Source organism: Amycolatopsis sp. NPDC049252 (assembly GCF_043197175.1).
In the GTDB taxonomy this organism is placed as follows: Bacteria; Actinomycetota; Actinomycetes; order Mycobacteriales; family Pseudonocardiaceae; genus Amycolatopsis.
In genome coordinates this window covers 22955-46375 of sequence record NZ_JBICSQ010000047.1, presented here as the reverse complement: position 1 = coordinate 46375, position 23421 = coordinate 22955, and the positions used below count along the sequence as shown (strand labels likewise).

The window sequence follows — 23421 nt, the reverse complement described above, 5'->3', positions numbered from 1 at the left end:
CGGAGTCTGCCCCGCCCGCCGCCCGCCCGGCGATGGCGGCCACCGCGAAGAAGTTCGGCGGCCACGTTCCCTCCGCCGTAGCCCGCCTGGCGACGTCACCGGAACTGCTGAACGGCTTCCTGAAGCTGAACGCGATCTTCGAGTCGGCGACCCTGCCGGCACTGGACCGCGAAGTCCTGGTCATGACGGTCGCCGCGCGCAACGGCTGCCACCTCTGCGTCGCGATGCACACGGCGTCCCTCCAGCGCCTGTCCGCCGCACCGGAACTGGTGGCGGCGCTGCGCGCGGAGTCGGCGTTGCCCTCGCCGCACCTGGAGGCGTTGCGCGGGTTCGTGCACGCGGTCATGGACACGACCGGCGAGGTCCCGCCCGAAGCGCTGGAGGCGTTCACGGGCGCGGGTTACACGCCGCGGAACGCGCTGGAAGTGGTGCTGGGCATCGGCACCTACACGCTGTCGACGTTCGCGAACCGCCTGACCGGAGCACCGCTGGACGAGATCTTCGCGGACCACGCCTGGCCCGCGGCCTGACACCGTGGAGGCCGCCGCGTGGCGGCCTCCACGGCTCATCGGGTCAGGACGTCAGGACTTGGTCAGGGTGACGACGGAGGTGTCGTCGACCGAGACGTTGGTGTTGTAGACCGGGTCGAGCGCGGTCGCCTGGGTGACGACCTCGGCCTTCCCCTTCTGGAACGGCGTGGTGCCGGCGGGCACCACGACCGCCGTCCACGGCACCGGGGCGCCCGGCTTGCAGGCGACCTGGACCGAGTAGGTGCCGCGGATGATGATGTTGCGCTTGACCTGCGTCGCCGCGCCGCTCACCGTCACCTGCGCGGGAGCGGTGCAAGCCACCGTGCCGTGCAGGTGGGCGTTCCCGTTCAGCGTGCTGGCGGTGCCGTCGGTGGCCACCTTCAGCCCGATCGAAAGCTCCGGCGGCGCCGGCGGGTTGACGATGTGCACCTCCCCGCGGGCGGCGGCGGTGCCGCCTTCGCAGTGCTGCTCGTAAGTCGCGTCGAGCGCCTGGACGTAGCCGTGCGGCCCGAACACGACGTTCTGCACGGCGAAGGTGCCGGTCAGGGTGTTGCAGCCCCGGCCGTTCCCGTCCAGGCTCAGGCCCGGCGCCGCGGCCTCCTGGAAGGGGTAGCGAGTCGCACCGTCGTAGGCGCGGGCGGTCAGTCCCTCGCCCCGGGGCGCGGCGAGGTCGAGGTACCACCAGTCGCCGTTGGCGCCGTCGACGCTCACCCCGATGTGGTTGTGGTCTTCCGAACCGTTGACGGTGAGCCGGTCCTTCGACTCCGTCGAGTACGCGTAGGCGGCGCCCCCGCTGATGTAGTCGCCCTCGTCACCACTGAACGACAACGACCCGGTGGCGACCGGCTGAGCCTGCGCGACGCCGGCCCCCAGCAGCACGGCCAGCACCGGAACCGCGGCGACGGCCGCGGCGCGCTTCAAAAACCCTGAACCCTTCACGGATTCCCCCTCTGATGAGTTCGTGACTTGCCGACCGTCTGTCGAGCAAGTCCCGTGTGGCGTTACACGCCCCAACGACGTTGCCGGTTGCATCACCGGAAGAATTTTCCTTACCCGGTAACAATTTTCGAACCGCCGGTCGATCGTTGACTAACGTCCCGCGCAGCGGCACACCGAGTGCTCCCATCGGCACATCCCCGCGATCCGTGCGATTCGGGCGAAAATTCACCGAGAGGTGTCCCGCGCGGCGCCTTCGGCCGAGCGTTGTGACTCAGGTCACCGGATGCCGTGTCCGGTCCGGTCGGCCGGCTCCGACCCCGGGGTGTTCGCACCACCGAAAAGGAGTCGACATGGACAAGCCGGCCGGACGGCGCGAGTGGCTGGGGCTGCTGGTGCTCGTGCTCCCCACGCTGCTCGTCGCGATGGACATGACCTCGCTGTTCCTCGCGCTGCCGCAACTGAGCGCCGAACTGGGCGCGAGCAGCACCGAGCAGCTGTGGATCACTGACAGCTACGGGTTCCTCGTCGCCGGGTTCGTCATCACCATGGGCACCCTCGGCGACCGGATCGGCCGGCGGAAACTGCTGCTCGTCGGCGGCGGGGCCTTCGCCGCCGTCTCCGTCGTCGCCGCGTTCTCCACCAGCCCCGAGATGCTCATCGTGGCCCGCGGGGTGCTGGGGATCGCCGGGGCGACGCTCATGCCCTCGACGCTCGCCCTGATCACCACCATGTTCCGCGACGAGCGGCAGCGCGGGAAGGCCATCTCGATCTGGGCCACCTGCCAGTTCGCCGGCGGCTCGCTCGGGCCGGTCCTCGCCGGGTTCCTGCTGCAGCACTTCGCCTGGGGCTCGATCTTCCTGATCGCCGTGCCCGCCATGACCGTGCTGCTGCTCGCCGGCCCGATCCTGCTGCCCGAGTTCCGCACGCCGGCGCCGGGACGCCTCGACTTCGGCGATGTCGCCCTATCGCTGGCCGCGGTGCTGCTGTTCGTGTTCGGCCTCAAGCAGCTGACCACCGGCGCGGGCCTGCTCGTACCGCTGGGTGCGATCCTCGCCGGGACCGTGCTGGGCGTGGTGTTCGCGCGCCGCCAGCTGACCCGGCCGGAGCCGCTGCTGGACCTGCGGCTGTTCCGGAACCGGCCGTTCACCGCCGTGCTGGTCGCGCTGGTGTTCGCGGGGGTCGCGATGGCGGGCGTCGGCCTGCTGGTCACCCAGTACCTGCAGGACGTGCTCGGGTACTCGCCGCTCGTGTCGGCGCTCCTGTTCGCCCCGATGGGCTTCGGCGTCGCGGCGGGCACGGCGATCGCCCCGGCGCTGGCCCGCCGGCTGGCTCCGGCCACGGCCATCGCGGGCGGCCTGGTGGTGTCGGCGGCCGGCAGCCTGCTCCTGGTGTTCGCCGACGGCGTTCCCCTGGTCGTGGCGGGCATCGCGGTGCTGACCCTGGGCACCGGCCCGCTGTTCGCGCTGGGCATCGGCCTGGTCGTCGGATCCGTGCCGCCGGAGCGCGCCGGCTCGGCCGCGTCGATGGCGGACACCGGCAACTACCTCGGCGGCTCGCTCGGGCTGGTCTTCATCGGCCTGACCGCCGCGGCGGTCTACCACGGGGTGTTCCCGGCGGGCACGACGCTGGCGGCCGACGTCACCCACCCGGAACTGGCGGCCCAGGCGAAAGAGGCCTTCACGGGCGCGCTGAACGTCACGGGCGTGATCGCGACGGTCCTCTTCGCGGGGCTGGCGCTGCTGGTGACGCGGATGCGGCCCTCAGCCGAGCGCGCCGAGGAACTGCAGGACGCCCAGCAGGCCCGCTAAGGCGCCCAGGAACTGGTAGATCCCGAAGCTGCCGCCCACCCGGCGGACGGACGCCTCGGCCCGCGGGTCGAGCAGCACGACGACGGTCTTCCCGACCCGCGGTGACACGAAGGTGTACCGCCCGGCCCACGCCGAGCGCGTCCGCCCGTAGACGGTGTACCGGACCTTCGGCTCACTCGGCGCCCGGTTCAGCCATCGCCGCTCGTCGACGACGTCACCCTCGATCTCGCGGGCCAGCCTGGCGAACCGCAGGCGCCCCGCCGCGATCCCCGCGGACAGTGCCCCGAACAGGGTGAACACCCAGGCCACGAGCAGGTAGGAGGCGGTGACGTCCGGGGCGAGGTGACCGGCGGCCAGGCCGAACGCCACCAGCAGCACACCCCGGACGGCGAAGGCGGCGGGCAGCGCGGTCCGGGGTGTCGGCAGCAACCGGACCCGGCCGCGTCCGGCCGGTCCGCACCGCACGACGTCGTCCACCAGCACGGGCACGGTCGTGCGCAGGAGTTCCCGTTCGACGCCGCCGACGTCGTCGACGACGGTGCCCGCCACCAGAGAAACCCGGAGGACCGGCAGCAGCGGGCGCACGGCCGTCACGCGGTACCGGCGCAGCTCGCGCGCGAACCACCGGCGGAACCACAGCCAGGCCGCGCCCGCGATCGCCTCGATCGCGCCGGCCACCACGAAGACCCATCCCGCCGCACCGTGCACGCGTCAGCCGGGTCCTTTCACGGGGGATCTGGTGGGCGCAGCAGGGTTCGAACCTGCGACCGCTCGGGTGTAAGCCGAGTGCTCTTCCGCTGAGCTATGCGCCCGGACGGCGGCGATCCCCGCGAAAGGGACCGCCGCCGGGAAGCCTCACGCCAGTTCGGCGACGGCCTTCTTCCAGCCCTGCTGGTCGCGCGCCTCGCCCGGGGCGTTCACCTCGGCGAAGCGGACCACGCCTTCCTTGTCGATCAGGAAGGTGCCGCGGACGGCGAGACCGGCCTGCTCGTTGAAGACGCCGTACGACCGGGCCACGTCACCGTGCGGCCAGAAGTCGGACAGCAGCGGGAACTGGTAGCCCTCCTGCTCGGCCCACGCCTTCAGCGAGAACGGCGTGTCGACCGAGACGCCCAGGACCTGGACACCCTTGTTGTCGTAGTCGGCGAACTCGTCACGGAGCTGGCAGAGCTCGCCCGTGCAGATGCCGCTGAACGCGAACGGGTAGAAGACCAGCAGCACCGGCTTGTCGCCCCGGAAGGACGACAGCTGCACCGGCTGCTTGTTGTAGTCGTTGAGCGTGAAGTCAGGGGCCTGTGAGCCGACCTCGACGGCCATACCGCGATTCCTCTCCCGTACGGACACGTGCCTGCGACGACAACCCTATCGTGTCAGCTGGGCGGGGCCGGTTCAGCGCTGTTTCGACTTCGACTTGGGGGACACCAGCCTCGTGCCGATCCAGTTCGCGCCGACACTGATGTTGGCGGTCTGGGCCAGGCCCACGACGGGCACCGCTTCGGCGATTTCGCTCGGCTCGACGTGCCCGGGCTGTCCCGTCTTCGGGGTGAGCACCCAGATCACGCCGGTCTCTTCCAGGGGGCCCCTGGCGTCGATGAGCGCGTCGCCGAGGTCGCCGTCGTCTTCGCGCCACCACAGCAGCACCACGTCGATGACCTCGTCGGCGTCCTCGTCGAGGATGTCCCCGCCGATCTGCTCCTCGATCGCCGCGCGGACGTCGTCGTCGACGTCCTCGTCCCAGCCGATCTCCTGGACCACCATCTCGGGCTTGATGCCGAGCCTCTCGGCGACGCCGGTCTGATCAGCGTCTCCCGCGGCGACCACTGCTTTCACTCCTCCAACTACGACGGAGCGTGGCGCTCGAGCACCCTCGTGGAGGGTACGGCTGCGCCACACTCGGCTACCCGGTTGCCGATAGCGAACACTGGTGCGGCTCTGCGCGCAACCGTCCACACCGGATCTTTGACAACTCGTGTCGCAGGATACGGGGCGCCGGGCACCCGCCGCGACGGCGTTTCGGGTGCCTCCGGGACCGGACTGGCACCCCGCCGGAGGGCGTCCCCTAGGGTGGGGAGGAAGAAACGCGCGCGCGGATACACCGCGCGCGGGGAGTGGCTCGACCGGGCCAGCCGATGTTACCGCCTGGTAGCGGTGCGGAAGCCGGGACGGAAGACGACGATGGAGAGTCGTACACCCCCGAGTACGAGCGCCACCGGCTACAACTTTTCGCAAGGAGACCCCTTGGCCCCGCAGAACGACGGCGCCTCCGGCAAGGAGACCCCGGCACGCGTACGCGTAATCCGTGACGGATTGGCTGCGCACCTGCCCGACATCGACCCGGAGGAGACCGCCGAGTGGCTGGACTCCTTCGACGAGGCGCTGGCCAGGGGTGGTCAGCAGCGGGCCCGGTACCTGATGCTGCGCATCCTGGAGCGCGCTCGTGAACGCAACGTCGGCGTCCCCGCGCTGACCTCGACGGACTACGTCAACACCATCCCCACCGAGAACGAACCCTGGTTCCCCGGTGACGAGGAGATCGAGCGGCGCTACCGCGCGTGGATCCGGTGGAACGCGGCGATCATGGTGCACCGGGCGCAGCGCCCCGGCGTGGGCGTCGGCGGTCACATCTCGACCTACGCCTCCTCCGCCGCGCTCTACGAAGTCGGGTTCAACCACTTCTTCCGCGGCAAGGACCACTCCGGCGGCGGCGACCAGATCTACATCCAGGGGCACGCCTCCCCCGGCATCTACGCCCGCGCGTTCCTCGAGGGCCGGCTGTCCGAGCAGCAGCTCGACGGCTTCCGCCAGGAGTACTCGCACGCCGGTGAGGGTGGCGGCCTGCCGTCGTACCCGCACCCGCGGCTGATGCCGGAGTTCTGGGAGAACCCGACGGTGTCGATGGGCCTCGGCCCGATGAACGCGATCTACCAGGCGCGGTTCAACCGCTACCTGCGCGACCGCGGCATCAAGGACACGAACGACCAGCACGTCTGGGCGTTCCTCGGCGACGGCGAGATGGACGAGGCGGAGTCGCGCGGCCTGATCCACATCGCGGCCGGCGAGGGCCTCGACAACCTGACCTTCGTGATCAACTGCAACCTGCAGCGGCTCGACGGCCCGGTGCGCGGCAACGGCAAGATCATCCAGGAGCTGGAGTCGTACTTCCGCGGCGCCGGCTGGAACGTCATCAAGGTCATCTGGGGCCGCGAGTGGGACTCGCTGCTGCACGCCGACCGCGACGGCGCGCTGGTCAACCTGATGAACGTCACGCCGGACGGCGACTACCAGACGTACAAGGCCAACGACGGCGCGTTCGTCCGCGAGCACTTCTTCGGCCGCGACCCGCGGACGAAGGACCTGGTCAAGGACCTCTCCGACGCCGACATCTGGAACCTCAAGCGCGGCGGCCACGACTACCGCAAGGTGTACGCGGCGTACAAGTCGGCGCTGGAGCACCACGGCCAGCCGACGGTGATCCTGGCCCACACCATCAAGGGCTACGGCCTGGGCCCGGCGTTCGAGGGCCGCAACGCCACGCACCAGATGAAGAAGCTCACCCTCGACGACCTGAAGCTGTTCCGCGACTCGCAGCGGATCCCGATCAGCGACGAGGAGCTCGAGCGCGACCCGAAGCTGCCGCCGTACTACCACCCGGGCGCGAACTCGCCCGAGATCGAGTACCTGATCGGCCGCCGCAAGGCGCTCGGCGGCTTCCTGCCGGAACGCCGCCCGAAGTCGGCCAAGGCGCTCGTGCTGCCCGGCGACAAGGTCTACGAGGGCGTCCGGAAGGGCTCCGGCAAGCAGGAGGTCGCCACGACGATGGCGTTCGTCCGGCTGGTCCGCGAGCTGGCGAAGGACTCCGAGATCGGCAAGCGCGTCGTCCCGATCATCCCGGACGAGGCCCGCACCTTCGGCCTCGACTCGATGTTCCCGACCGCCAAGATCTACAACCCGCACGGCCAGACGTACACGTCGGTCGACGCGAGCCTGATGCTGGCCTACAAGGAGTCCGAGAAGGGCCAGCTGCTGCACGAGGGCATCAACGAGGCGGGCTCGACCGCGTCGTTCACCGCCGTCGGCACGTCGTACGCGACGCACGGCGAGCCGATGATCCCGATCTACATTTTCTACTCGATGTTCGGGTTCCAGCGCACCGGTGACGGCCTGTACGCCGCCGCCGACCAGATGGCCCGCGGCTTCGTCATCGGCGCCACCGCCGGCCGCACCACGCTGACCGGCGAGGGCCTGCAGCACGCCGACGGGCACTCGCTGCTGCTGGCGGCGACCAACCCGGCGGCCGTGGCCTATGACCCGTCGTGGTCGTTCGAGATCGCGCACATCGTCAAGGACGGCCTGCGCCGGATGTACGGCGAGACCGGCCCGGACGGCAACGGCGAGAACGTCTTCTACTACATGACGATCTACAACGAGCCGTACCAGCAGCCCGCCGAGCCGGAGAACCTCGACGTCGACGGCCTGCTCAAGGGTCTCTACAAGTACGCCGAGGCCCCCGAAGGCGACGGTCCGGAGGTGCAGATCCTGGTCTCGGGCGTCACGATGCCGGACGCGCTCAAGGCGCAGAAGCTGCTCGCCGAGGAGTGGGGCGTGCGGGCCGCGGTGTGGTCGGCGACGTCGTGGACCGAGCTGCGGCGCGAGGCCGTCGAGATCGACCACGACAACCTGCTCTACCCGGGCAGCGAGCCGCGCGTGCCGTACGTGACCGAGAAGCTGCAGGGCGCGAACGGCCCGGTCGTGGCGGTGTCGGACTGGATGCGCGCGGTGCCGGACCTGATCCGCCCGTACGTGCCGACCGACATGCTGACGCTGGGCACCGACGGGTTCGGGTTCTCCGACACCCGGCCGGCGGCGCGGCGGAAGTTCCTGGTCGACGCCGAGTCGATCACCGTCGGCGCGCTGTCGATCCTGGCCAAGCGCGGCGAGGTCGACCAGGCGAAGGTCCTCGAAGCGGCCACGAAGTACCGGCTCGACGACATCGCGGCCGCCGGGCCGCAGACGTCGGATTCCGGCAGCGCGTGACCTGGTGCTAGAAAGGGACCCGGCAGACATCCGATGTCTGCCGGGTCCCGCTTGCTAGGGAGTTGATGAAGGTGACGAAGCGCCGACTGCCCAAGCCGGACGAGCTGAAGCAGCTCCTGCGGCCCAAGCCGATCGTGCTCAACCCGACCGACCGGCGCCTCGGCAACGCCCACACCATCGCCGACCTGCGGATGATCGCGCGCAAGCGGACCCCGCGGGCGGCCTTCGACTACACCGACGGCGCGGCCGAGCTCGAAGACAGCCTGCTCCGCGCCCGCCAGGCCTACCGGCGGATCGAGTTCCACCCGAACGTGCTGCGCGGGGTGTCCGATGTGGACACCACGCGCGAGATCCTCGGGAAGACGTCGGCGCTGCCGTTCGCCTTCGCCCCCACGGGGTTCACGCGGATGATGAACCACGAGGGCGAAGCCGCGGTCGGCCGGGTGGCCCAGCGCAACGGCATCCCGATGGGCCTCTCGACGATGGCGACGACCTCGATCGAGGACCTCGCCGCGGCGGCACCCGAGGCCCGCAAGTGGTTCCAGCTCTACGTCTGGCGCGACCACGGCGCCGGCGAAGATCTGATGAATCGCGCGTGGGCGGCGGGCTACGACACGCTCATGCTGACCGTCGACACGCCGGTCGGCGGCGCGCGGCTGCGGGACGTCCGCAACGGCCTGACCATCCCGCCGGCGCTGACCCTCAAGACGTTCCTCGACGGCGCGACACACCCGGCGTGGTGGTTCAACCTGCTCACCACCGAGCCGCTGAACTTCGCCTCGCTCAGCCACTTCGACGGCACCGTCGCGGAACTGCTCAACAAGCTGTTCGACCCGACGCTGAACTACGACGACCTCGACTGGGTGCGCCGCACCTGGCCCGGGAAGCTCGTGGTCAAGGGCGTGCAGAACGTCCAGGACGCCCGCGACGTCGTCAAGCACGGCGCCGACGCGGTGCTGCTGTCGAACCACGGCGGCCGCCAGCTGGACCGCGCGCCGACCCCGCTGGAGCTGCTCCCGGCGGTGCTCGACGAGATCCAGGGCGGCGCCGAGGTCTGGATCGACACCGGCATCCTGTCCGGCGGCGACATCGTCGCGGCGATCGCCCGCGGCGCCGACGCCGTCCTGGTCGGCCGCGCGTTCCTCTACGGCCTGATGGCCGGCGGCGAGCGCGGGGTCCAGCGCTGCGTGGACATCCTCCGCACGGAGATGGTCCGCACGATGCAGCTGCTGGGCGTCCGCACCCTCGCCGACCTCACGCCGAGCCACGCGACCCTGCGTTAGACAAAGCGGCTAGACCTGCGCCTGGCCGCCGTCGACGAAGAACTCGACGCCGTTGACGAAGCTCGACTCGCCGGTGGCCAGGAACAGCGCCGCGGCGGCGATCTCCGACGGGTCACCGACCCGGCCGAGCGGGACGGCGGCCGCCATCCCGTCCAGCAGCTCCTGCTCCGCGCCGGGGTCGGCCAGGCCCAGCAGGCCCGGCGTGTGCGTCGGTCCCGGGGCCAGCACGTTGACCCGGACGCCCTTGCCGGCCAAGTCGAGGGCCCAGGTGCGGGCGAAGTTGCGGACGGCGGCCTTGGTCGCGGCGTAGACGCTCATGCCCGGCGCCACCCGGGTGGACGTCGTCGAGCCGGTGATGATGATCGACGCGTTCTCGTTGAGCAGCGGCAGGGCCTTCTGCACGGTGAAGACGACCCCCTTGACGTTCGTCGCGAACGTGGCGTCGAGCTGCTCCTCGGTGATCTCGCCCAGCGGCTGGTTCACGCCGCCGCCGGAATTGGCGACGACGACGTCGAGGCCCTTTCCGTGCTCTTCGACGGCCCGGTAGAGCGTGTCGAGGTCGGCGAGGTTCGAGGAGTCGGCGCGGATCGCCTGGACGCTGCCGCCGATCTCGGCGACGGCGTCGTCGAGGACCTCCTTGCGGCGGCCGGTGATGAACACGTGCGCGCCCTCCGCCGCGAACCGCTTCGCGATGGCGAGACCGATTCCGGTGCCGCCGCCGGTGACCACAGCTGTCTTGTCCTGCAGGTTCACGATGCTCCTCCGAGTTCTTGACTGTCTCGTCCAGAACGTACGCCGTTCTGGACGAGACAGTCAAGAACGGTTAGAGTGAGGGCATGGCGCGACCCCGGAGCTTCGACCAGGACGCGGTGCTGCGCGCCGCCAGGGACCAGTTCTGGTCGACCGGCTACGCGGGCACGAAGATCGACGACATCGCCGCCGCGACCGGCCTCGGCAAGGGCAGCCTCTACGGCGCCTTCGGCGACAAGCACGCGCTGTTCCTGCGCGTCTTCGACGACTACTGCACCGAGTCCAGCGAGTCGACGCGCCGCGCGCTCGACGGCCCCGACAGCGGCGCCCACCAGCGCATCCGCGACTACGTCGTGGGGATCGCCGAATCCACGGCGGCGGACCGGGACCGGCGGGGCTGCCTGCTCGCGAAGGGCACGGCGGAGTGCGCGGAGCACGACGAAGCCGTCGCGGCCCGCGCCCAGCGCGTCTTCCGCGAGCTGCAGGAGCAGTTCACGGCGAGCGTCGCGGCGGCCCAGCGCGCCGGCGACATCGCCGCCGACCAGGACCCGGCCCACCTCGCGAGCCTGCTGCTGGCGGTCACCCGCGGCATCGAGGCGCTCGGCAAGGGCGGCTCGAGCCCCGCCGAACTCCGCACGGTCGCCGAAACCGCCCTGGCCGTCCTCCCCAAGCCGTAACCCGCGTGATCAAAACGCCAACTCGCGTGTCGACCCTGGGATCACGTAAGGCCCTGACTCGTTGGGCCGAGTGGCGTCAAGTTCTTGACGGACCGCCCGGTTTGTGAGGAGGATCACGGACACTCGCCGAAAGGCCGTTTTCGCATCGTGGAAAACGGAGGTCGCCCGTGTTCGTGCAGGCCCTGTTCATACAAGACGTGACTCCCCTCGGCTCGCTGGGCCTGTCGGCGCTCGTCGCCGTGCTGCCGCTGGCCACCGTCCTCGTCCTCCTCGGCGTCGTCCGGATGCGGGCGCACCACGCCGCCCTGATCGGGCTGCTCGTCGCGCTCGTGGTCGGGATCGCCGCGTTCGGCATGCCGATCGTGCAGGCCGTCTCCGGCGCGCTGTCGGGCGCGGCGTTCGGGCTGTGGCCGATCATGTGGATCGTCGTCAACGCGCTGTGGATCTACCGGCTCACCGTGCGGACCGGGCACTTCGACGTCCTGCGCCGCTCGTTCGGCCGGATCTCCGACGACCCGCGCATCCAGGCCCTGATCATCGCCTTTTGTTTCGGGGCGCTGATGGAGGCGCTGGCCGGGTTCGGCGCGCCGGTCGCGATCAGCGCCGTGATGCTGGTGGCCGTCGGCTTCCACCCGGTGAAGGCCGCCGTCGTCGCGCTGGTCGCGAACACCGCGCCGGTCGCGTTCGGCGCCATGGGCACGCCGGTCGTGACGCTCGCCCAGGTCACCGGCCTGCCACTGGAGCAGGTGTCCTCGATCGTCGGGCGCCAGACGCCGTTGCTCGCCCTGGTCGTGCCGCTGCTGCTGGTGATCATCGTCGACGGCAAGCGCGGCCTGAAGGACACCTGGCTGCCCGCCCTGGTCTGCGGGGTCGCGTTCGGGCTCATGCAGTTCCTCGCGTCCAACTACGTCTCGCCGCAGCTGGCGGACATCGGTGCCGCGCTCGCCGGCGCGGCCGCCCTGGTGGCGCTGCCGCAGACCCGCCGCGCGGTGCCCGAAGCCGTCCGCGTCGGGATGGGCGGCACCGCGACCGCCGACGCCGAAACGCCGCCGGAGGACGCACGCCGCGACGTCGTGAAGGCCTACCTGCCGTACGCGCTGATCATCGTGATCTTCTCCCTCGCCGTGCTGCCGCCGATCAAGAAGCTGCTCGACAAGGCGACCTGGAAGTTCCACTGGCCCGGGCTGAACGTCGCCGGGCCGAACGGGAAACCGGTGTCCGGCAACACGTTCTCGCTGCCGTTCCTCAACACCGGCGGCACGCTCGTGCTCCTCGCCGGGATCATCACGGCGGCGGTGCTGGCGATCCGGGCGAGCGGCGCGGCGAGCGAATGGCTCGCCACGGTCAAGGAACTGCGGTTCGCGATCCTCACCGTCACCAGCGTGCTCGCGCTGGCCTACGTGATGAACCTGTCCGGCCAGACAGCCACGATCGGCACGTTCATCGCGGCCGCCGGCGCCGCGCTCGCGTTCCTGTCCCCGGTGCTCGGCTGGTTCGGCGTCGCCGTCTCGGGGTCCGACACGTCGGCGAACGCGCTCTTCGGCGCCCTGCAGGTGACGGCGGCCCACCAGACCGGCCTGCCCGCGGACCTCCTGGCCGCGGCCAACAGCTCCGGCGGGGTCCTCGGCAAGATGGTCTCGCCGCAGAACCTCACCATCGCCTGCGTGGCCGCGAACCTTCCCGGCGAAGAGGGCAAGCTGCTGCGGAAGGTGCTGCCGTGGAGCGTCGGGCTGCTGCTGGTGATGTGCCTGATCGTGTGGGGTCAGAGCACGCCGGTGCTCAGCTGGATGCTGCCATGACCCCGTGGTCGCGGGCCGCGACGCGCTTCGCCGAGCGGTTCCACGTCCACCAGCCGTGCACGACCAGCCCGGCGAACACGATGTAGATCGCGGCCGAGAAGTACAGGCCGGACGAGATCTGCAGCGGCACGCCGATCGCGTCGACCACCAGCCAGACCAGCCAGAACTCGACCAGCCCCGCGCCCTGCGCGCCGAAGGCGACGAGGGTGCCGACGAAGATCGCGGCGTCCGGCCACGGCGCCCACGAGGCGTGCAGCGCGTCCAGGACCAGGGCCATCACGGTCGTCCCGGCGACGAACACGCCGAGCATCACCAGCCGTTCGGTGAGCCGGCCCTGGCGCACGACGACCCCGAACACCGGGTCCTTGCGGCGCGTCCACGCCCACCAGCCGTAGACGGAGATGGCGAGGATGGCGACCTGCCGGGCGGCGAGCCCGCCGAGGTGCGCGGAGGCGTAGACGGCGAACAGCAGCACGGTCGCGCCGACCTGCACCGGCCACGTCCACAAGGTGCGACGTTGCGCGAGGAACACCACGGCCAGCGCGAACACCTGCCCGGCGAACTCGGCGATGGAGATCCACTGTCCGAGCACCCGGAAGCCGTGTTCCAGCAGGTAGTTCACGTGACGCCCCTTTCGTCCTACCGCTGACCAACATGCTCCGGGAGGGGCGCATTCCCCAGGAACTGTGAGGCGCGGAACATCCCACCTCGTGGACCGGCGCTTCGGCGTGTGCCCGGCACCCAGCGAGGACTGCGGTGCGACTTGTCCGGGAAGGTCTTGTGCACCTCGAGGGTGCTCGGGCCCGGCTGTTCCGAATCCGCCGACCGGGCGCGTTGATCCCGGGCCGGCACACCACCGGAACGGACCGCACCGGCACACCAAGACGGGCCCGGCAGCTTCCTCGCCTGCCGGGCCCGTCTCGTCACGCTTCCGCTCAGATCTGCGGGCGCGGGGTCCCCACCGGCGGGGTCGGGGTGTTGTCGGCGCCGACCGTGGCGCGGGGCGCCTCGCTGCGGCCCATCTCGCCGGTGCGCTGCTGCGGCGTCTCGGCCAGCTGCTGCTGCATGTTCGCCATCCAGCCGCGCCAGCGGTCCTGCGCCGGCTTGATCAGGCCGCCGCCGAAGCCGACGACGATGACGCCGCCGATGGTGGCCAGCACGGCGATCAGCACCGGGCCGGTGATCGCGGTCGCGATGTTCACCTGTCCGAGCGCGGCGATGATGCCGAACGCCATGATCAGCCAGTAGGCGCCGGTGGCCAGGTAACGGCCGGCCGGGCGGCCCGCCATCGCCGAGGAGACGACGTCACGCACGACCTTCGCGATGGCCGCGGCGACCACGATCAGCACCAGCGCGACCACGATCCGCGGCAGGAACGCGATGATGTCGTTGAGCAGCTGGCTGACCGGGTTCGTCGGCCCGAACACGCCGAACGCGAGCTGCAGCGCGATCAGCAGGACGAAGTAGTAGACCAGTTTCACGAGGATTCCGGCCGCGTCGATCTTCTGCTGGCCGATGCTGCCGGAAAGGCCGGTCTTCTCGATCAGCTTGCCGAAGCCGACTTTCCCGAGGACGAGACTCAGGCCTTTCGCGATGGCCTTCGCGATCAGCCAGCCGATCAGCAGGATGATCAGGAAACCGACGAGTTTCGGGACGAACGTGGCCACGAGGTTCCACGCCTGCCCCAGTCCGTCCTTGAGTTGCTGGCCCATGCCGACTCCCTCTTGATGTTTCGCACCGAATCGCGCCGCGATCCGGGTGGTGCCGCTTGTTGTGCACCGGATCGTTGATCAGGTACCCGGCGGCGGCAACTCGTGCGCCCCACGATCGAGTGAGACGACTGGCGCGCGTTGATCAGCCGTGGCCATACTGGTTCTACCGGTGGGGACCGGGGAGACGAGGCCGTCCGGCGCAGCGTAAACCGCAAGCGCCGGGCGGCCTCGAGCATTTGGGCTAAAGGTCTGTTGCCCCCAAGAAACCGGCCCCCGGGAAGCCGAAGCTCCCGAGGGCCGGGTGAACAGCGGTGAAACGTCAGGCGGCGCGCAGGGCGTCCCGCAGTTTCACCTTCGCGCCACTGCGCATCACGGCGTTGCGGTAGATCCGCGCGGCGAACCAGATCAGCCCCGGAATCAGCAGCACCACCAGCCCCACCGACAACACGGCCTCCCACACCGGCACCCCGCCCATCGCGAGCCGCATCGGCATCAGCGTCGGCGAAAACACCGGAATCACCGAAAGCACTTCGACGAACGTGTTGCCCGGATCCGACGGCAGCACGGAAATGCCGACCACGTACCCGGCGATCACGAACATCAGCGCGGGCGACGTCGCGCCGGCGACGTCCTCCTGGCGGGAAACCAGCGCCCCGAGCGCGGCGAACACGATCGAGTACATGAAGAACCCGAGCAGGTACCACACGATCAGCCACACCACGGTGCCGATGGCCGCCGAAACGGAAATGGTGAGCACCCCCGTGGCCAGCCCGGCGATGATGCCGCCGGCGCCGATCACGATCATCTGGACCAGCCCGACCACCCCGATGCCGAGCACCTTCCCGGCCATCAGCTGCCACGGCTTGATCGTCGACAGCAGCAGCTCGACCACGCGCGAAGTCTTCTCTTCGACGACACCCTGCGCGACGCCCTGGCCGTTCAGCATCAGCGAGAGGTAGATCAGGACGCCGGCCGCGATGCCGAGGACCAGCTGCTGGCCGTCGTAGCTGTACGGCTCCTCGAGTGGCGGGTCCTCGACGAACTTCGCGGCCCCGACTGCGGCTTCGAACTGGGCCGGGTTGCCGCCGAGCGCGGTGATCTGCTGGTCGAGCGCGACCTGACGGGACAGCAGCTGCAGCACGTTCGCGAGCTTGCCGTCGAGGTCCTTCTTCACCTGGACGTGCACGCTCTTGCCGTCACCGGTGAGCAGCGCGTCGATCGAGCCGTCGGCGAGCTTCGCGCGCCCGGCGGCCTCGTCGGCGAACGGGGTGGTGTCGACGGATTCGCCGACCGCCTGGGCACTGCCCTTCAGCGGCGCCGCGAACGCGGCGGTGGCCGGGGTGTAGCCGACGGTCGCGTCGGCGCCGCCGCCACCCGAGAACAGCTTGATCGCCACGATGCCGACCACGATCAGCAGCAGCATGACCGCGGTGCTGACGCGGAAGGCCTTGGCCGCCAGGCGGGTGCTGATCTCGCGGGAGGCGACCAGCCCGACGGCCGCCGCCGGGCTCATCCGGACGTCCGGGACCGGGGTGCTCATGCGGGGACCTCCTCGGTCGTCACGACGGAACGGAACAGGTCGGCCAGCGAGGGCTGCTCGCGGGCGAACTCGCGCACCGGCCCGGTGGCCAGCGCGGCCTTCAGCACGGCCTGGTCGTCGGCGCCGTCCCCGAGCTCGAGCTCGGTCACGGTGTCCTTGCGGCCCAGCACCTTCACGCCGGTGAGGCCGTCCGCCCAGCCGTCCCCGGCCGCCGGAACGTCGACCCGCAGCCGGACGGCCCCGCCGGAGCGCAGCTCGTCGACCGTGCCGACCTCCACCATGTGTCCACTCCGGACGATCCCGACGCGGTCACAGAGCCGCTCCACCAGGTCGAGCTGGTGGCTGGAGAACACGACCGGCACGCCGTCGGCGGCCTTTTCCCGCAGCACCTGGCTCATCACGTCGACCGCGACCGGGTCGAGGCCGGAGAACGGCTCGTCGAGCACCAGGATCCGCGGCTCGTGCACCAGCGCCGCGGCCAGCTGGACACGCTGCTGGTTGCCGAGGCTGAGCTTCTGCACCTCGTCGTCCCGGCGGGCGGCGACGCCCAGCCGTTCGGTCCACTTCGCCGCGGACGCCTTGGCGTCGGCGGCGGACATCCCGTGCAGCCGGGCCAGGTAGGTGAGCTGCTCCCCCACCTTCATCTTCGGGTACAGGCCGCGTTCCTCGGGCATGTAGCCGATGTGCCGTCGCGTTTCGTGCGTGACCGGTTCGCCCGCGTAACGCACCTGTCCGGCGTCGGCGGAAAGAACGCCCAGCGCGATGCGCATGGTCGTCGTCTTCCCGGCGCCGTTGCTCCCGACGAAGCCGAACAATTCGCCCGGCCGGACGTCGAACGTCATTTCCCGCAACGCGACCACGTCGCCGTAGCGTTTGGAGATCGCGTCGATCTCTAGACCGGTCATCCCGGTGCCCCCATTTCCTCGCTTGGCTGCGATCGTAGGCAGCACGTACACGCATCGCATAGCGACCCGCGTTGCCGGCACCGGCTACGAAAGTTGCGGGCCACGTAGGATCGCGTCGAAATGGCCGAAACCACCACACCGCGCCGCGTGCCGAAGCACCACGGGCTGTCCGCGAAGACGCTCCAGCGGCTGGAGCGCGCCTCCGGCAGCCTGGCGAGCGCCAGCATCGCCGTGATGGAGCAGCGGCTGCCGTGGTTCGCCCGGCTGCCCGCCGACCAGCGCGCGAGCGTCCTGCTGATCACCCAGGCGGGCGCGGCCGGCTTCGTCGGCTGGCTGCGGGACTCGAAGGAGGCCCTGAAGCTCACGACCGAGGCGTTCCGCGACGCGCCGGCCGAGCTTTCGCGCTGGGTCAGCCTGCGCCAGGCCGTCGGGATGGTCCGGCTCGCCATCGAAGTCTTCGAAGAGCAGCTGCCGGCGTTCGCGGCGAACGAGGCCGAACGGGCCGCGCTGATCGAGGGAATCCTGCGCTACGGCCGGGAAATCGCCTTCGCCGCGGCCAATTCCTACGCCGCCGCGGCCGAAGCGCGCGGCGCCTGGGACGCGCGGCTGGAGGCGCTGGTCGTCGACGGCATCGTCCGCGGCGACGCGGAGGAGTCCGTGCTCTCGCGCGCGACGGCGCTGGGCTGGGACCCGACCGCCGCGGCGACGGTCCTGGTCGGCAACCCGCCGTCGGAGGACCCGCCGACCGTGGTGTTCGAGGTGCGCAGCCGCGCCGCCCGGGTGGGACGTCCGGTGCTGCTGTCCGTGCAGGGTTCGCGGCTGGTGGTCGTCGTCGGCGGCCCGACCGAGGGCGGGGTGAAGGAGCGGGAGATCCTCGGCCGGATGTCGGTGGCCTTCGCCGACGGCCCGGTGGTCGCCGGCCCGACGGTCCCGACGCTGGCCGAAGCGCACCACAGCGCGACGGAAGCGTTGTCGGGCCTGCGGGCGGTCGTCGGCTGGCCGGGCGCGCCGCGCCCGGTCCGCTCGGTGGACCTGCTCCCGGAACGCGCGCTTTCCGGCGACGCCGAAGCCGAGCGGCTGCTGGTGGACACGATCGCGCGCCCGCTGGAGGAGGCCGGCCCGACCCTGCAGCGCACGGTCGAGGCGTACCTCGAGAGCGGCGGAGTGCTGGAGACGTGCGCGAAGACGCTGTTCGTGCACCCGAACACCGTCCGCTACCGCCTGCGCAAGGCGGCGGACCTGACGGGCTGCCAGCCGACCGACCCGCGGGACGCGCTGGTGCTGCGGATCGCGCTGGCGGTGGGCCGCCTGGCCCGCGCCCGCGGCCTCTGGTGACCCTGGGCCGGAGCGACCTGCCCACGGTGCCCGGCGGGCCGCACGAAGTCCGGTGGGCCGCGGCGTCCGGGCGAGCGGACCCGGGCCGGCCCGCGGCCTCTGGTGACGCCGCGCCCTTCCCCTCCCGCGTGACCCAGATTACAGTGAACCCGACAAGGCTTCCGGGTTACGTGCGAGGTCGCGCGGCGCGTCTTTGGAGGTTTCCGACAAAGACGCGCGGCAGACACTGTGAGCGTCGGCATCCCCAGACAGCGCCGTCGCCGTGTTGTCTTAGAGGGTGACAGCAGCAGTGCTCGCTCCCGGTCAGGGGTCCCAGGCCCCCGGTATGTTCACGCCCTGGCTCGACCTCGACGGCGCCCGCGAGCGCGTCGCGCAGTGGTCCGAGCGCGCGGGGCTCGATCTGCTCCGCCTCGGCACGGAAGCCGAAGCCGAGGAGATCCAGGACACCGCGATCGCGCAGCCGCTGATCGTCGCGCTTTCGCTGCTCACCTTCGAGCACCTCCAGGCCACCGCACCCGTCCCCGCGGACGCGCCGGTCGCCGGGCACTCGGTGGGCGAGCTGGCCGCCGCCGCGATCGCCGGTGTGCTCGAGCCCGCCGACGCCGTCGCGCTCGCCGCCGTCCGCGGCGCCGAGATGGCCAAGGCGTGCGCGATGGAACCGACGTCGATGGCCGCGGTGATGCTCGGGGACCCCGAGCAGGTCGTCGCGTGGCTGGAAGGCCAGGGTCTCGCCGCGGCGAACCGCAACGGAGCGGGGCAGATCGTCGCCTCCGGTGCCGCCGACACCATCGCGAAGATCGTCGCCGAACCCCTGGAAGGCACGAAGATCCGCGCCCTCAAGGTGGCCGGCGCGTTCCACACGCACTACATGGCGCCCGCCGAAGAGGCGCTGCGCGCCCACGCCGCCGAGCTGACGCCCGCCGACCCGACCCGCCCGCTGCTGTCCAACGCGGACGGCGCCGTCGTCACCAGCGGGGCCGAGTACCTGGCCCGGCTCGTCGCCCAGGTCACCCGGTCGGTCCGCTGGGACCTGACGATGGACGGCCTGGTCTCGCTCGGCGTCACCCGCACCGTCGAACTCGCGCCCGCGGGCACGCTGACCGGCCTGGTCAAGCGGCAGCTCAAGGGCGTCGTCACCACTACCACCGCGCTGAAGACGCCGGCCGAACTGGCGGCGCTGCGCCAGGAGGACGCCTCGTGACCGACCGACCGGCCCTGAGCCTCAACCCGGGCTCCCGCGGCAGCCGCGTGCTGGGCGTCGGCAGCTACCAGCCCGAGCGGATCGTCAGCAACGACGACCTCTCGAAGATCATGGACACCAACGACGAGTGGATCCAGACCCGCGTCGGCATCATCGAGCGCCGCTTCGCCGAGAAGAACGAGCTGCTCACCGACATGGCCGCCGCCGCCGGCACCGCCGCGCTGGCCGACGCTCGCGTCGACCCGTCCGAAGTGGACACGGTCATCCTGCCGAACTGCACGATGCCGACGCAGATCCCGAACGCCGCCGCGCAGGTCGCCGCCCGGATCGGCATCCCGAACCCCGGCGCGTTCGACCTCAACGCCGCGTGCGCCGGGTTCTGCTACGGCCTCGGCGTCGCGTCGGACCTGATCCGCGCGGGCTCGGCCAAGAAGGTCCTCGTGATCGGCGCCGAGAAGCTCACCGACTCGGTCAACCCGACCGACCGCGCGAACGCGATCATCTTCGCCGACGGCGCGGGCGCCGCGGTCGTCGGCGCGTCCGATGAGCCGCAGATCGGCCCGGTCTCCTGGGGCAGCGCCGGCGACCTCGTCGACCTGATCGGGATGACCGAGGACAAGTTCATCTACCAGGAGGGCCAGTCGGTCTTCCGGTGGGCGACCACCCAGATCGCGCCGATCGCGCTGCGCGCCCTCGAGGTCGCCGGGCTGAAGCCGTCCGATGTGGACGTGCTGATCCCGCACCAGGCCAACCTGCGCATCGTCGAGGCGATCGCGAAGAAGCTGCGGGCCAACGGGGCCCGTGACGACATGGTCGTGGCCGACGACATCAAGTACTCCGGCAACACCTCGTCGGCGTCCATCCCCCTCGCGCTGGACCACATGCGCAAGGCCGGGACGGCGAAGTCCGGTGACGTGGTGCTGGCGGTCGGGTTCGGCGCGGGCCTGTCCTACGCCGGGCAGGCGTTCGTCTGCCCCTGACCGTTACGCTCCCGGCGGGCACTCGCCCACCGGTTACCAGCACCATCCCAAAACCCAAGTAAGACCGAGAAGGGAACTACCCCATGGCTGACAACGCTGAGATCCTCGCCGGCCTCGCCGAGATCGTCGAAGAGGTGGCCGGTGTGGCTCAGGACGACGTCACCGCCGAGAAGTCGTTCGTGGACGACCTGGACATCGACTCGCTGTCGATGGTCGAGATCGCCGTGCAGGCCGAGGACAAGTTCGGCGTCAAGATCCCGGACGACGAGCTCGCCAACCTGAAGACCGTGGGCGACGCCGTCAACTACGTGTCGGCCAACTCGAAGTAAGTCCTGTTCCCCTCCTTGAGGAGACTCCCATGAGCAACATCGACGTCGTGATCACCGGTCTCGGCGCCACCACACCTCTCGGCGGGGACGTGACGTCCACCTGGGACGGTCTGCTGGCCGGGCGGAGCGGGGTCCGGACGATCGAAGCCGACTGGGTCGAGGAGCTGCAGCTGCCGGTCAAGATCGGCGGCATGCTGGCCGTCGATCCCTCGGAAGTCCTCCCGCGGGTGCAGGCCCGCAGGCTGGACCGCTGCGAGCAGGTCGCGCTGATCGCCGCCCGCCAGGCGTGGGCCGACGCCGGGTTCACCGAACCGACGGACGAGCACACCGACGTCGACCCCGACCGCCTCGGCGTGTCGATCGGTACCGGCGTCGGCGGCCCGGTCACCCTCCTCACCCAGAACGACCTGTTGCACCAGCAGGGTCTCCGCAAGGTGTCGCCGCTGACCGTGCCGATGCTGATGCCGAACGGCCCGGCCGCGCACGTGGGCATCGACCTGAAGGCGCGGGCCGGGGTGCACTCCCCGGCCTCGGCCTGCGCCTCGGGCGCCGAAGGCATCGCGAACGGGGTGGAGATGATCCGCTCCGGCCGCGCCGACGTCGTGGTCGCCGGGGGTGCCGAAGCCTGCATCCACCCGATCACGCTGGCCGGGTTCGCCCAGGCCCGCACGGTGTCCACGCGCAACGACGACCCGGGTGCGGCCTCCCGGCCGTTCGACGCGAACCGGGACGGCTTCGTCCTCGGTGAGGGTTCGGGCGTGGTCGTCCTGGAGCGCGCGGACCTGGCGAAGGCCCGCGGGGCGCGCGTCTACGCGACGATCGCCGGGCACGGCATCACCTCGGACGCCTACCACATCACCGGCAACCACCCCGAGGGCATCGGCCAGATCGCCGCGATGCGCGCGGCGATGAAGATGGCCGGCGTCACCGCGGCGGACGTCGGGCACGTGAACGCGCACGCGACGTCCACTGTGGTCGGTGACATCGGCGAGGCGGCCGCGATCCGCAAGGCGGTCGGCGAACACCCGGTCGTGACGGCGCCGAAGGGCGCGATGGGTCACCTGGTCGGCGGGGCCGGTGCGGTCGAGGGGATCATCACGATCCTTTCGCTGTACCACGGCATCGTGCCGGCCACGATGAACCTGACCGACCTGGACCCGCGGGTGCAGCTGGACGTCGTGTCGGGCGAACCGCGCAAGGTCGAGCTGACCGCGGCGATCAGCAACTCGTTCGGGTTCGGCGGCCACAACACCGCCCTGCTGTTCACCCCGGCGGCCTGAACACGCTGACAAACGAAAAGGGCCCGGCTTCGGCCGGGCCCTTTTCCGTTCAGTACTTCAGCATTTCTGGTGTTCGGGCTGCAGGCCGCCGTCGACGGCGGCGATCCTCAGCGCGGAGTTCTCGACGACCATGGGCATCACGAGCCGCCACTGGATGCACGGCTCGGGGAACCAGTCCGGGGCGTCCTCGACGTTCTGCTCGCTCCGGAACCCGACCAGGACCCGCAGTGACGAGCCGGAGCCACGCTCGATCCGGTAGACGACGGCGTCGGTGTCCTTTGTGGTGCGGATGCCGTTCTTCCAGGTGGTGACCGGCTGCTGCGCCACCCGTTCCGCGGTGACCACCGTGGTCCACTGCTGGTACTTCTGGGCGTTGATGGCCGCGAAGTACGTTTCCAGCACCTTGCGCACCTGGTCGGCCTGCGGGTGGAACTGGGCGTCCGGCATCATCGCGACCGCGCCGGACGGGGCGGGCGGGCCGGTGCTGGCCGACGCCTGCGACGTCGCGGGCGCCGAGGTGCCGGCGGCGGGCTGGTCGGGACGGCGGTAGAGCTCGCGCGCGAGCAGGCCACCGCCCACGGTCACGGACAGCACCACGACCACGACGGGCACCAGCCAGCGCTGGCGGGAGCTGGGGGCGGGGGTGGTCACGCCGAAGAGCGTACCGGCCCCGCCACCGGTCCTCACCCGGTGCTAGCCGACCTGGTGCAGCCAGGTCACCGGAGCACCGTCACCGGCGTGACGGTACGGCTCGAGCGCTTCGTCCCAGCTCGCGGCCAGGAGTTCGTCGAGCTTGTGGGCCAGCGACTCGCCGCCGCGGGTCATGCTCACGAGGGCGCGCAGCTGGTCCTCGCCCACCACGATGTCGCCGTTGGCGCTGGTCCGTCCGTGCCACAGGCCGAGGCCGGGCGCGAAGCAGAACCGTTCGCCGTCGACGCCCGCGCTGGGCTCTTCGGTCACTTCGAACCGGATCATCGGCCACGCCTTGAGAGCGGACGCCAATCTGGCGCCGGTGCCCGCGGGCGCGCGCCATCCGCATTCGGCGCGAAGCTGACCCGGACTGGCCGGCTGCGCCGTCCACTTCAGGTCGACTCGGGCGTTGAGGGTGCCCGAAATAGCCCACTCGACGTGCGGACACACCGCAGACGGCGACGAGTGGACGTACACCACACCTCGGGTGCTGCCACGGGTGCTCACTGCTACCTCCGCTTGCTCGACGAGGGACGTCTTCCCCTACGCCCTGAAATCGAGCTGCGTGGCCTCAGTGCGGCTCCCGAATACCGCCTCCGATGCGTTGTAGCACATTCTGCACCCCAACC

The 23421-nt window shown here is 70.8% G+C and carries 22 protein-coding genes and 1 tRNA gene; 11 read left to right on the top strand and 12 right to left on the bottom strand.

The window, feature by feature from the left end; all coding sequences use genetic code 11:
• The first annotated feature begins 32 nt into the window (after positions 1-32).
• Positions 33-530 (top strand): carboxymuconolactone decarboxylase family protein, encoded by a 498-nt coding sequence (locus tag ACGFMK_RS33435; protein ID WP_392771837.1) that lies wholly within the window; start codon positions 33-35, stop codon positions 528-530.
• 51 nt (positions 531-581) lie between these two features.
• Here ACGFMK_RS33435 and ACGFMK_RS33430 read toward each other — a convergent pair whose 3' ends face one another.
• On the bottom strand, positions 582-1451 hold the full coding sequence (locus tag ACGFMK_RS33430) for a hypothetical protein (RefSeq protein WP_392771794.1): 870 nt from the start codon (positions 1449-1451) through the stop codon (positions 582-584).
• Between the two features lie 368 nt (positions 1452-1819).
• Between ACGFMK_RS33430 and ACGFMK_RS33425 the strand changes: the two genes are divergently transcribed.
• Positions 1820-3277 carry an MFS transporter gene (locus tag ACGFMK_RS33425; RefSeq protein ID WP_392771792.1) on the top strand — a complete coding sequence of 486 codons (1458 nt, stop codon included), beginning with the start codon at positions 1820-1822 and terminating at the stop codon, positions 3275-3277.
• Here ACGFMK_RS33425 and ACGFMK_RS33420 read toward each other — a convergent pair.
• The 4 genes from ACGFMK_RS33420 to ACGFMK_RS33405 form a co-directional block, all read right to left on the bottom strand.
• Positions 3230-3985 carry a hypothetical protein gene (locus ACGFMK_RS33420; protein ID WP_392771790.1) on the bottom strand — a complete coding sequence of 252 codons (756 nt, stop codon included), beginning with the start codon at positions 3983-3985 and terminating at the stop codon, positions 3230-3232. The genes ACGFMK_RS33425 and ACGFMK_RS33420 overlap by 48 nt on opposite strands.
• Before the next feature lie 29 nt (positions 3986-4014).
• A tRNA-Val gene (locus tag ACGFMK_RS33415) sits at positions 4015-4089 on the bottom strand.
• Positions 4090-4132: 43 nt separating this feature from the next.
• Positions 4133-4594 carry a peroxiredoxin gene (locus ACGFMK_RS33410; RefSeq protein ID WP_392771788.1) on the bottom strand — a complete coding sequence of 154 codons (462 nt, stop codon included), beginning with the start codon at positions 4592-4594 and terminating at the stop codon, positions 4133-4135.
• A 72-nt stretch (positions 4595-4666) separates the two neighbouring features.
• Complete coding sequence (locus tag ACGFMK_RS33405) at positions 4667-5098, bottom strand: DUF3052 domain-containing protein (RefSeq protein ID WP_323335668.1); 432 nt, start codon at positions 5096-5098, stop codon at positions 4667-4669.
• A 417-nt stretch (positions 5099-5515) separates the two neighbouring features.
• On the opposite strand from ACGFMK_RS33405, the gene aceE reads away from it, so the two are divergent.
• Both aceE and ACGFMK_RS33395 read left to right on the top strand, forming a co-directional pair.
• A complete protein-coding gene (gene aceE, locus ACGFMK_RS33400) occupies positions 5516-8311 on the top strand; it encodes a pyruvate dehydrogenase (acetyl-transferring), homodimeric type (protein ID WP_392771786.1) in 2796 nt (931 codons plus the stop codon).
• Positions 8312-8382: 71 nt separating this feature from the next.
• Positions 8383-9594: an alpha-hydroxy-acid oxidizing protein gene (locus tag ACGFMK_RS33395; RefSeq protein WP_392771783.1), complete on the top strand. Its 1212-nt coding sequence runs from the start codon at positions 8383-8385 to the stop codon at positions 9592-9594.
• A 9-nt stretch (positions 9595-9603) separates the two neighbouring features.
• Here the strand turns inward: ACGFMK_RS33395 and ACGFMK_RS33390 are convergent, their stop codons facing one another.
• On the bottom strand, positions 9604-10350 hold the full coding sequence (locus ACGFMK_RS33390) for an SDR family oxidoreductase (protein ID WP_392771835.1): 747 nt from the start codon (positions 10348-10350) through the stop codon (positions 9604-9606).
• Positions 10351-10430: 80 nt separating this feature from the next.
• Between ACGFMK_RS33390 and ACGFMK_RS33385 the strand changes: the two genes are divergently transcribed.
• Together ACGFMK_RS33385 and ACGFMK_RS33380 are read left to right on the top strand one after the other, a co-directional pair.
• Complete coding sequence (locus ACGFMK_RS33385; protein WP_392771780.1) at positions 10431-11021, top strand: TetR/AcrR family transcriptional regulator; 591 nt, start codon at positions 10431-10433, stop codon at positions 11019-11021.
• Between the two features lie 182 nt (positions 11022-11203).
• Positions 11204-12820: an L-lactate permease gene (locus ACGFMK_RS33380; RefSeq protein ID WP_392771832.1), complete on the top strand. Its 1617-nt coding sequence runs from the start codon at positions 11204-11206 to the stop codon at positions 12818-12820.
• Here the strand turns inward: ACGFMK_RS33380 and ACGFMK_RS33375 are convergent.
• The 4 genes from ACGFMK_RS33375 to ACGFMK_RS33360 all read right to left on the bottom strand — a co-directional run bounded on the left by ACGFMK_RS33375 (position 12801) and on the right by ACGFMK_RS33360 (position 16977).
• Positions 12801-13442 (bottom strand): nicotinamide riboside transporter PnuC, encoded by a 642-nt coding sequence (locus ACGFMK_RS33375; RefSeq protein WP_392771778.1) that lies wholly within the window; start codon positions 13440-13442, stop codon positions 12801-12803. The two genes, ACGFMK_RS33380 and ACGFMK_RS33375, sit on opposite strands and share 20 nt — an antisense overlap.
• 313 nt (positions 13443-13755) lie before the next feature.
• Entirely contained in the window at positions 13756-14532 is a 777-nt protein-coding gene (locus tag ACGFMK_RS33370; RefSeq protein ID WP_392771775.1) for a hypothetical protein, read from the bottom strand.
• Positions 14533-14851: 319 nt separating this feature from the next.
• A complete protein-coding gene (locus tag ACGFMK_RS33365) occupies positions 14852-16072 on the bottom strand; it encodes an ABC transporter permease (protein ID WP_392771773.1) in 1221 nt (406 codons plus the stop codon).
• The gene (locus tag ACGFMK_RS33360) at positions 16069-16977 is read right to left on the bottom strand and encodes an ABC transporter ATP-binding protein (RefSeq protein ID WP_392771770.1); all 909 of its coding nucleotides are present in this window, start codon (positions 16975-16977) and stop codon (positions 16069-16071) included. The genes ACGFMK_RS33365 and ACGFMK_RS33360 overlap by 4 nt, the downstream gene beginning before the upstream one ends.
• A 120-nt stretch (positions 16978-17097) precedes the next feature.
• Between ACGFMK_RS33360 and ACGFMK_RS33355 the strand changes: the two genes are divergently transcribed.
• The 5 genes from ACGFMK_RS33355 to ACGFMK_RS33335 all read left to right on the top strand — a co-directional run bounded on the left by ACGFMK_RS33355 (position 17098) and on the right by ACGFMK_RS33335 (position 22102).
• Complete coding sequence (locus ACGFMK_RS33355) at positions 17098-18312, top strand: PucR family transcriptional regulator (protein ID WP_392771768.1); 1215 nt, start codon at positions 17098-17100, stop codon at positions 18310-18312.
• A gap of 277 nt (positions 18313-18589) precedes the next feature.
• A complete protein-coding gene (locus ACGFMK_RS33350; RefSeq protein ID WP_392771765.1) occupies positions 18590-19513 on the top strand; it encodes an ACP S-malonyltransferase in 924 nt (307 codons plus the stop codon).
• The gene (locus tag ACGFMK_RS33345; RefSeq protein WP_392771763.1) at positions 19510-20493 is read left to right on the top strand and encodes a beta-ketoacyl-ACP synthase III; all 984 of its coding nucleotides are present in this window, start codon (positions 19510-19512) and stop codon (positions 20491-20493) included. Before ACGFMK_RS33350 ends, ACGFMK_RS33345 begins: the two co-directional genes overlap by 4 nt.
• 83 nt (positions 20494-20576) lie before the next feature.
• Positions 20577-20822, top strand: coding sequence for an acyl carrier protein (locus tag ACGFMK_RS33340; RefSeq protein WP_004559006.1), 246 nt, complete (start codon positions 20577-20579; stop codon positions 20820-20822).
• Positions 20823-20851: 29 nt separating this feature from the next.
• On the top strand, positions 20852-22102 hold the full coding sequence (locus tag ACGFMK_RS33335) for a beta-ketoacyl-[acyl-carrier-protein] synthase family protein (RefSeq protein WP_392771757.1): 1251 nt from the start codon (positions 20852-20854) through the stop codon (positions 22100-22102).
• Positions 22103-22159: 57 nt separating this feature from the next.
• Here ACGFMK_RS33335 and ACGFMK_RS33330 read toward each other — a convergent pair whose 3' ends face one another.
• Entirely contained in the window at positions 22160-22753 is a 594-nt protein-coding gene (locus ACGFMK_RS33330) for a hypothetical protein (RefSeq protein WP_392771754.1), read from the bottom strand.
• Positions 22754-22795: 42 nt separating this feature from the next.
• The gene (locus ACGFMK_RS33325; protein ID WP_323335642.1) at positions 22796-23299 is read right to left on the bottom strand and encodes a DUF3145 domain-containing protein; all 504 of its coding nucleotides are present in this window, start codon (positions 23297-23299) and stop codon (positions 22796-22798) included.
• Between the last annotated feature and the right edge of the window lie 122 nt (positions 23300-23421).

Bases quoted from the DNA above. Each gene is read 5' to 3' on its own strand.
- ACGFMK_RS33435 (WP_392771837.1), top strand. From the start codon at position 33: ATGGCGGCCACCGCGAAGAAGTTCGGCGGCCACGTTCCCTCCGCCGTA.
- ACGFMK_RS33410 (WP_392771788.1), bottom strand. From the start codon at position 4,594: ATGGCCGTCGAGGTCGGCTCACAGGCCCCTGACTTCACGCTCAACGAC.
- ACGFMK_RS33425 (WP_392771792.1), top strand. From the start codon at position 1,820: ATGGACAAGCCGGCCGGACGGCGCGAGTGGCTGGGGCTGCTGGTGCTC.
- ACGFMK_RS33365 (WP_392771773.1), bottom strand. From the start codon at position 16,072: ATGAGCACCCCGGTCCCGGACGTCCGGATGAGCCCGGCGGCGGCCGTC.
- ACGFMK_RS33335 (WP_392771757.1), top strand. From the start codon at position 20,852: ATGAGCAACATCGACGTCGTGATCACCGGTCTCGGCGCCACCACACCT.
- ACGFMK_RS33355 (WP_392771768.1), top strand. From the start codon at position 17,098: ATGGCCGAAACCACCACACCGCGCCGCGTGCCGAAGCACCACGGGCTG.
- ACGFMK_RS33360 (WP_392771770.1), bottom strand. From the start codon at position 16,977: ATGACCGGTCTAGAGATCGACGCGATCTCCAAACGCTACGGCGACGTG.
- ACGFMK_RS33385 (WP_392771780.1), top strand. From the start codon at position 10,431: ATGGCGCGACCCCGGAGCTTCGACCAGGACGCGGTGCTGCGCGCCGCC.
- ACGFMK_RS33340 (WP_004559006.1), top strand. From the start codon at position 20,577: ATGGCTGACAACGCTGAGATCCTCGCCGGCCTCGCCGAGATCGTCGAA.
- ACGFMK_RS33370 (WP_392771775.1), bottom strand. From the start codon at position 14,532: ATGGGCCAGCAACTCAAGGACGGACTGGGGCAGGCGTGGAACCTCGTG.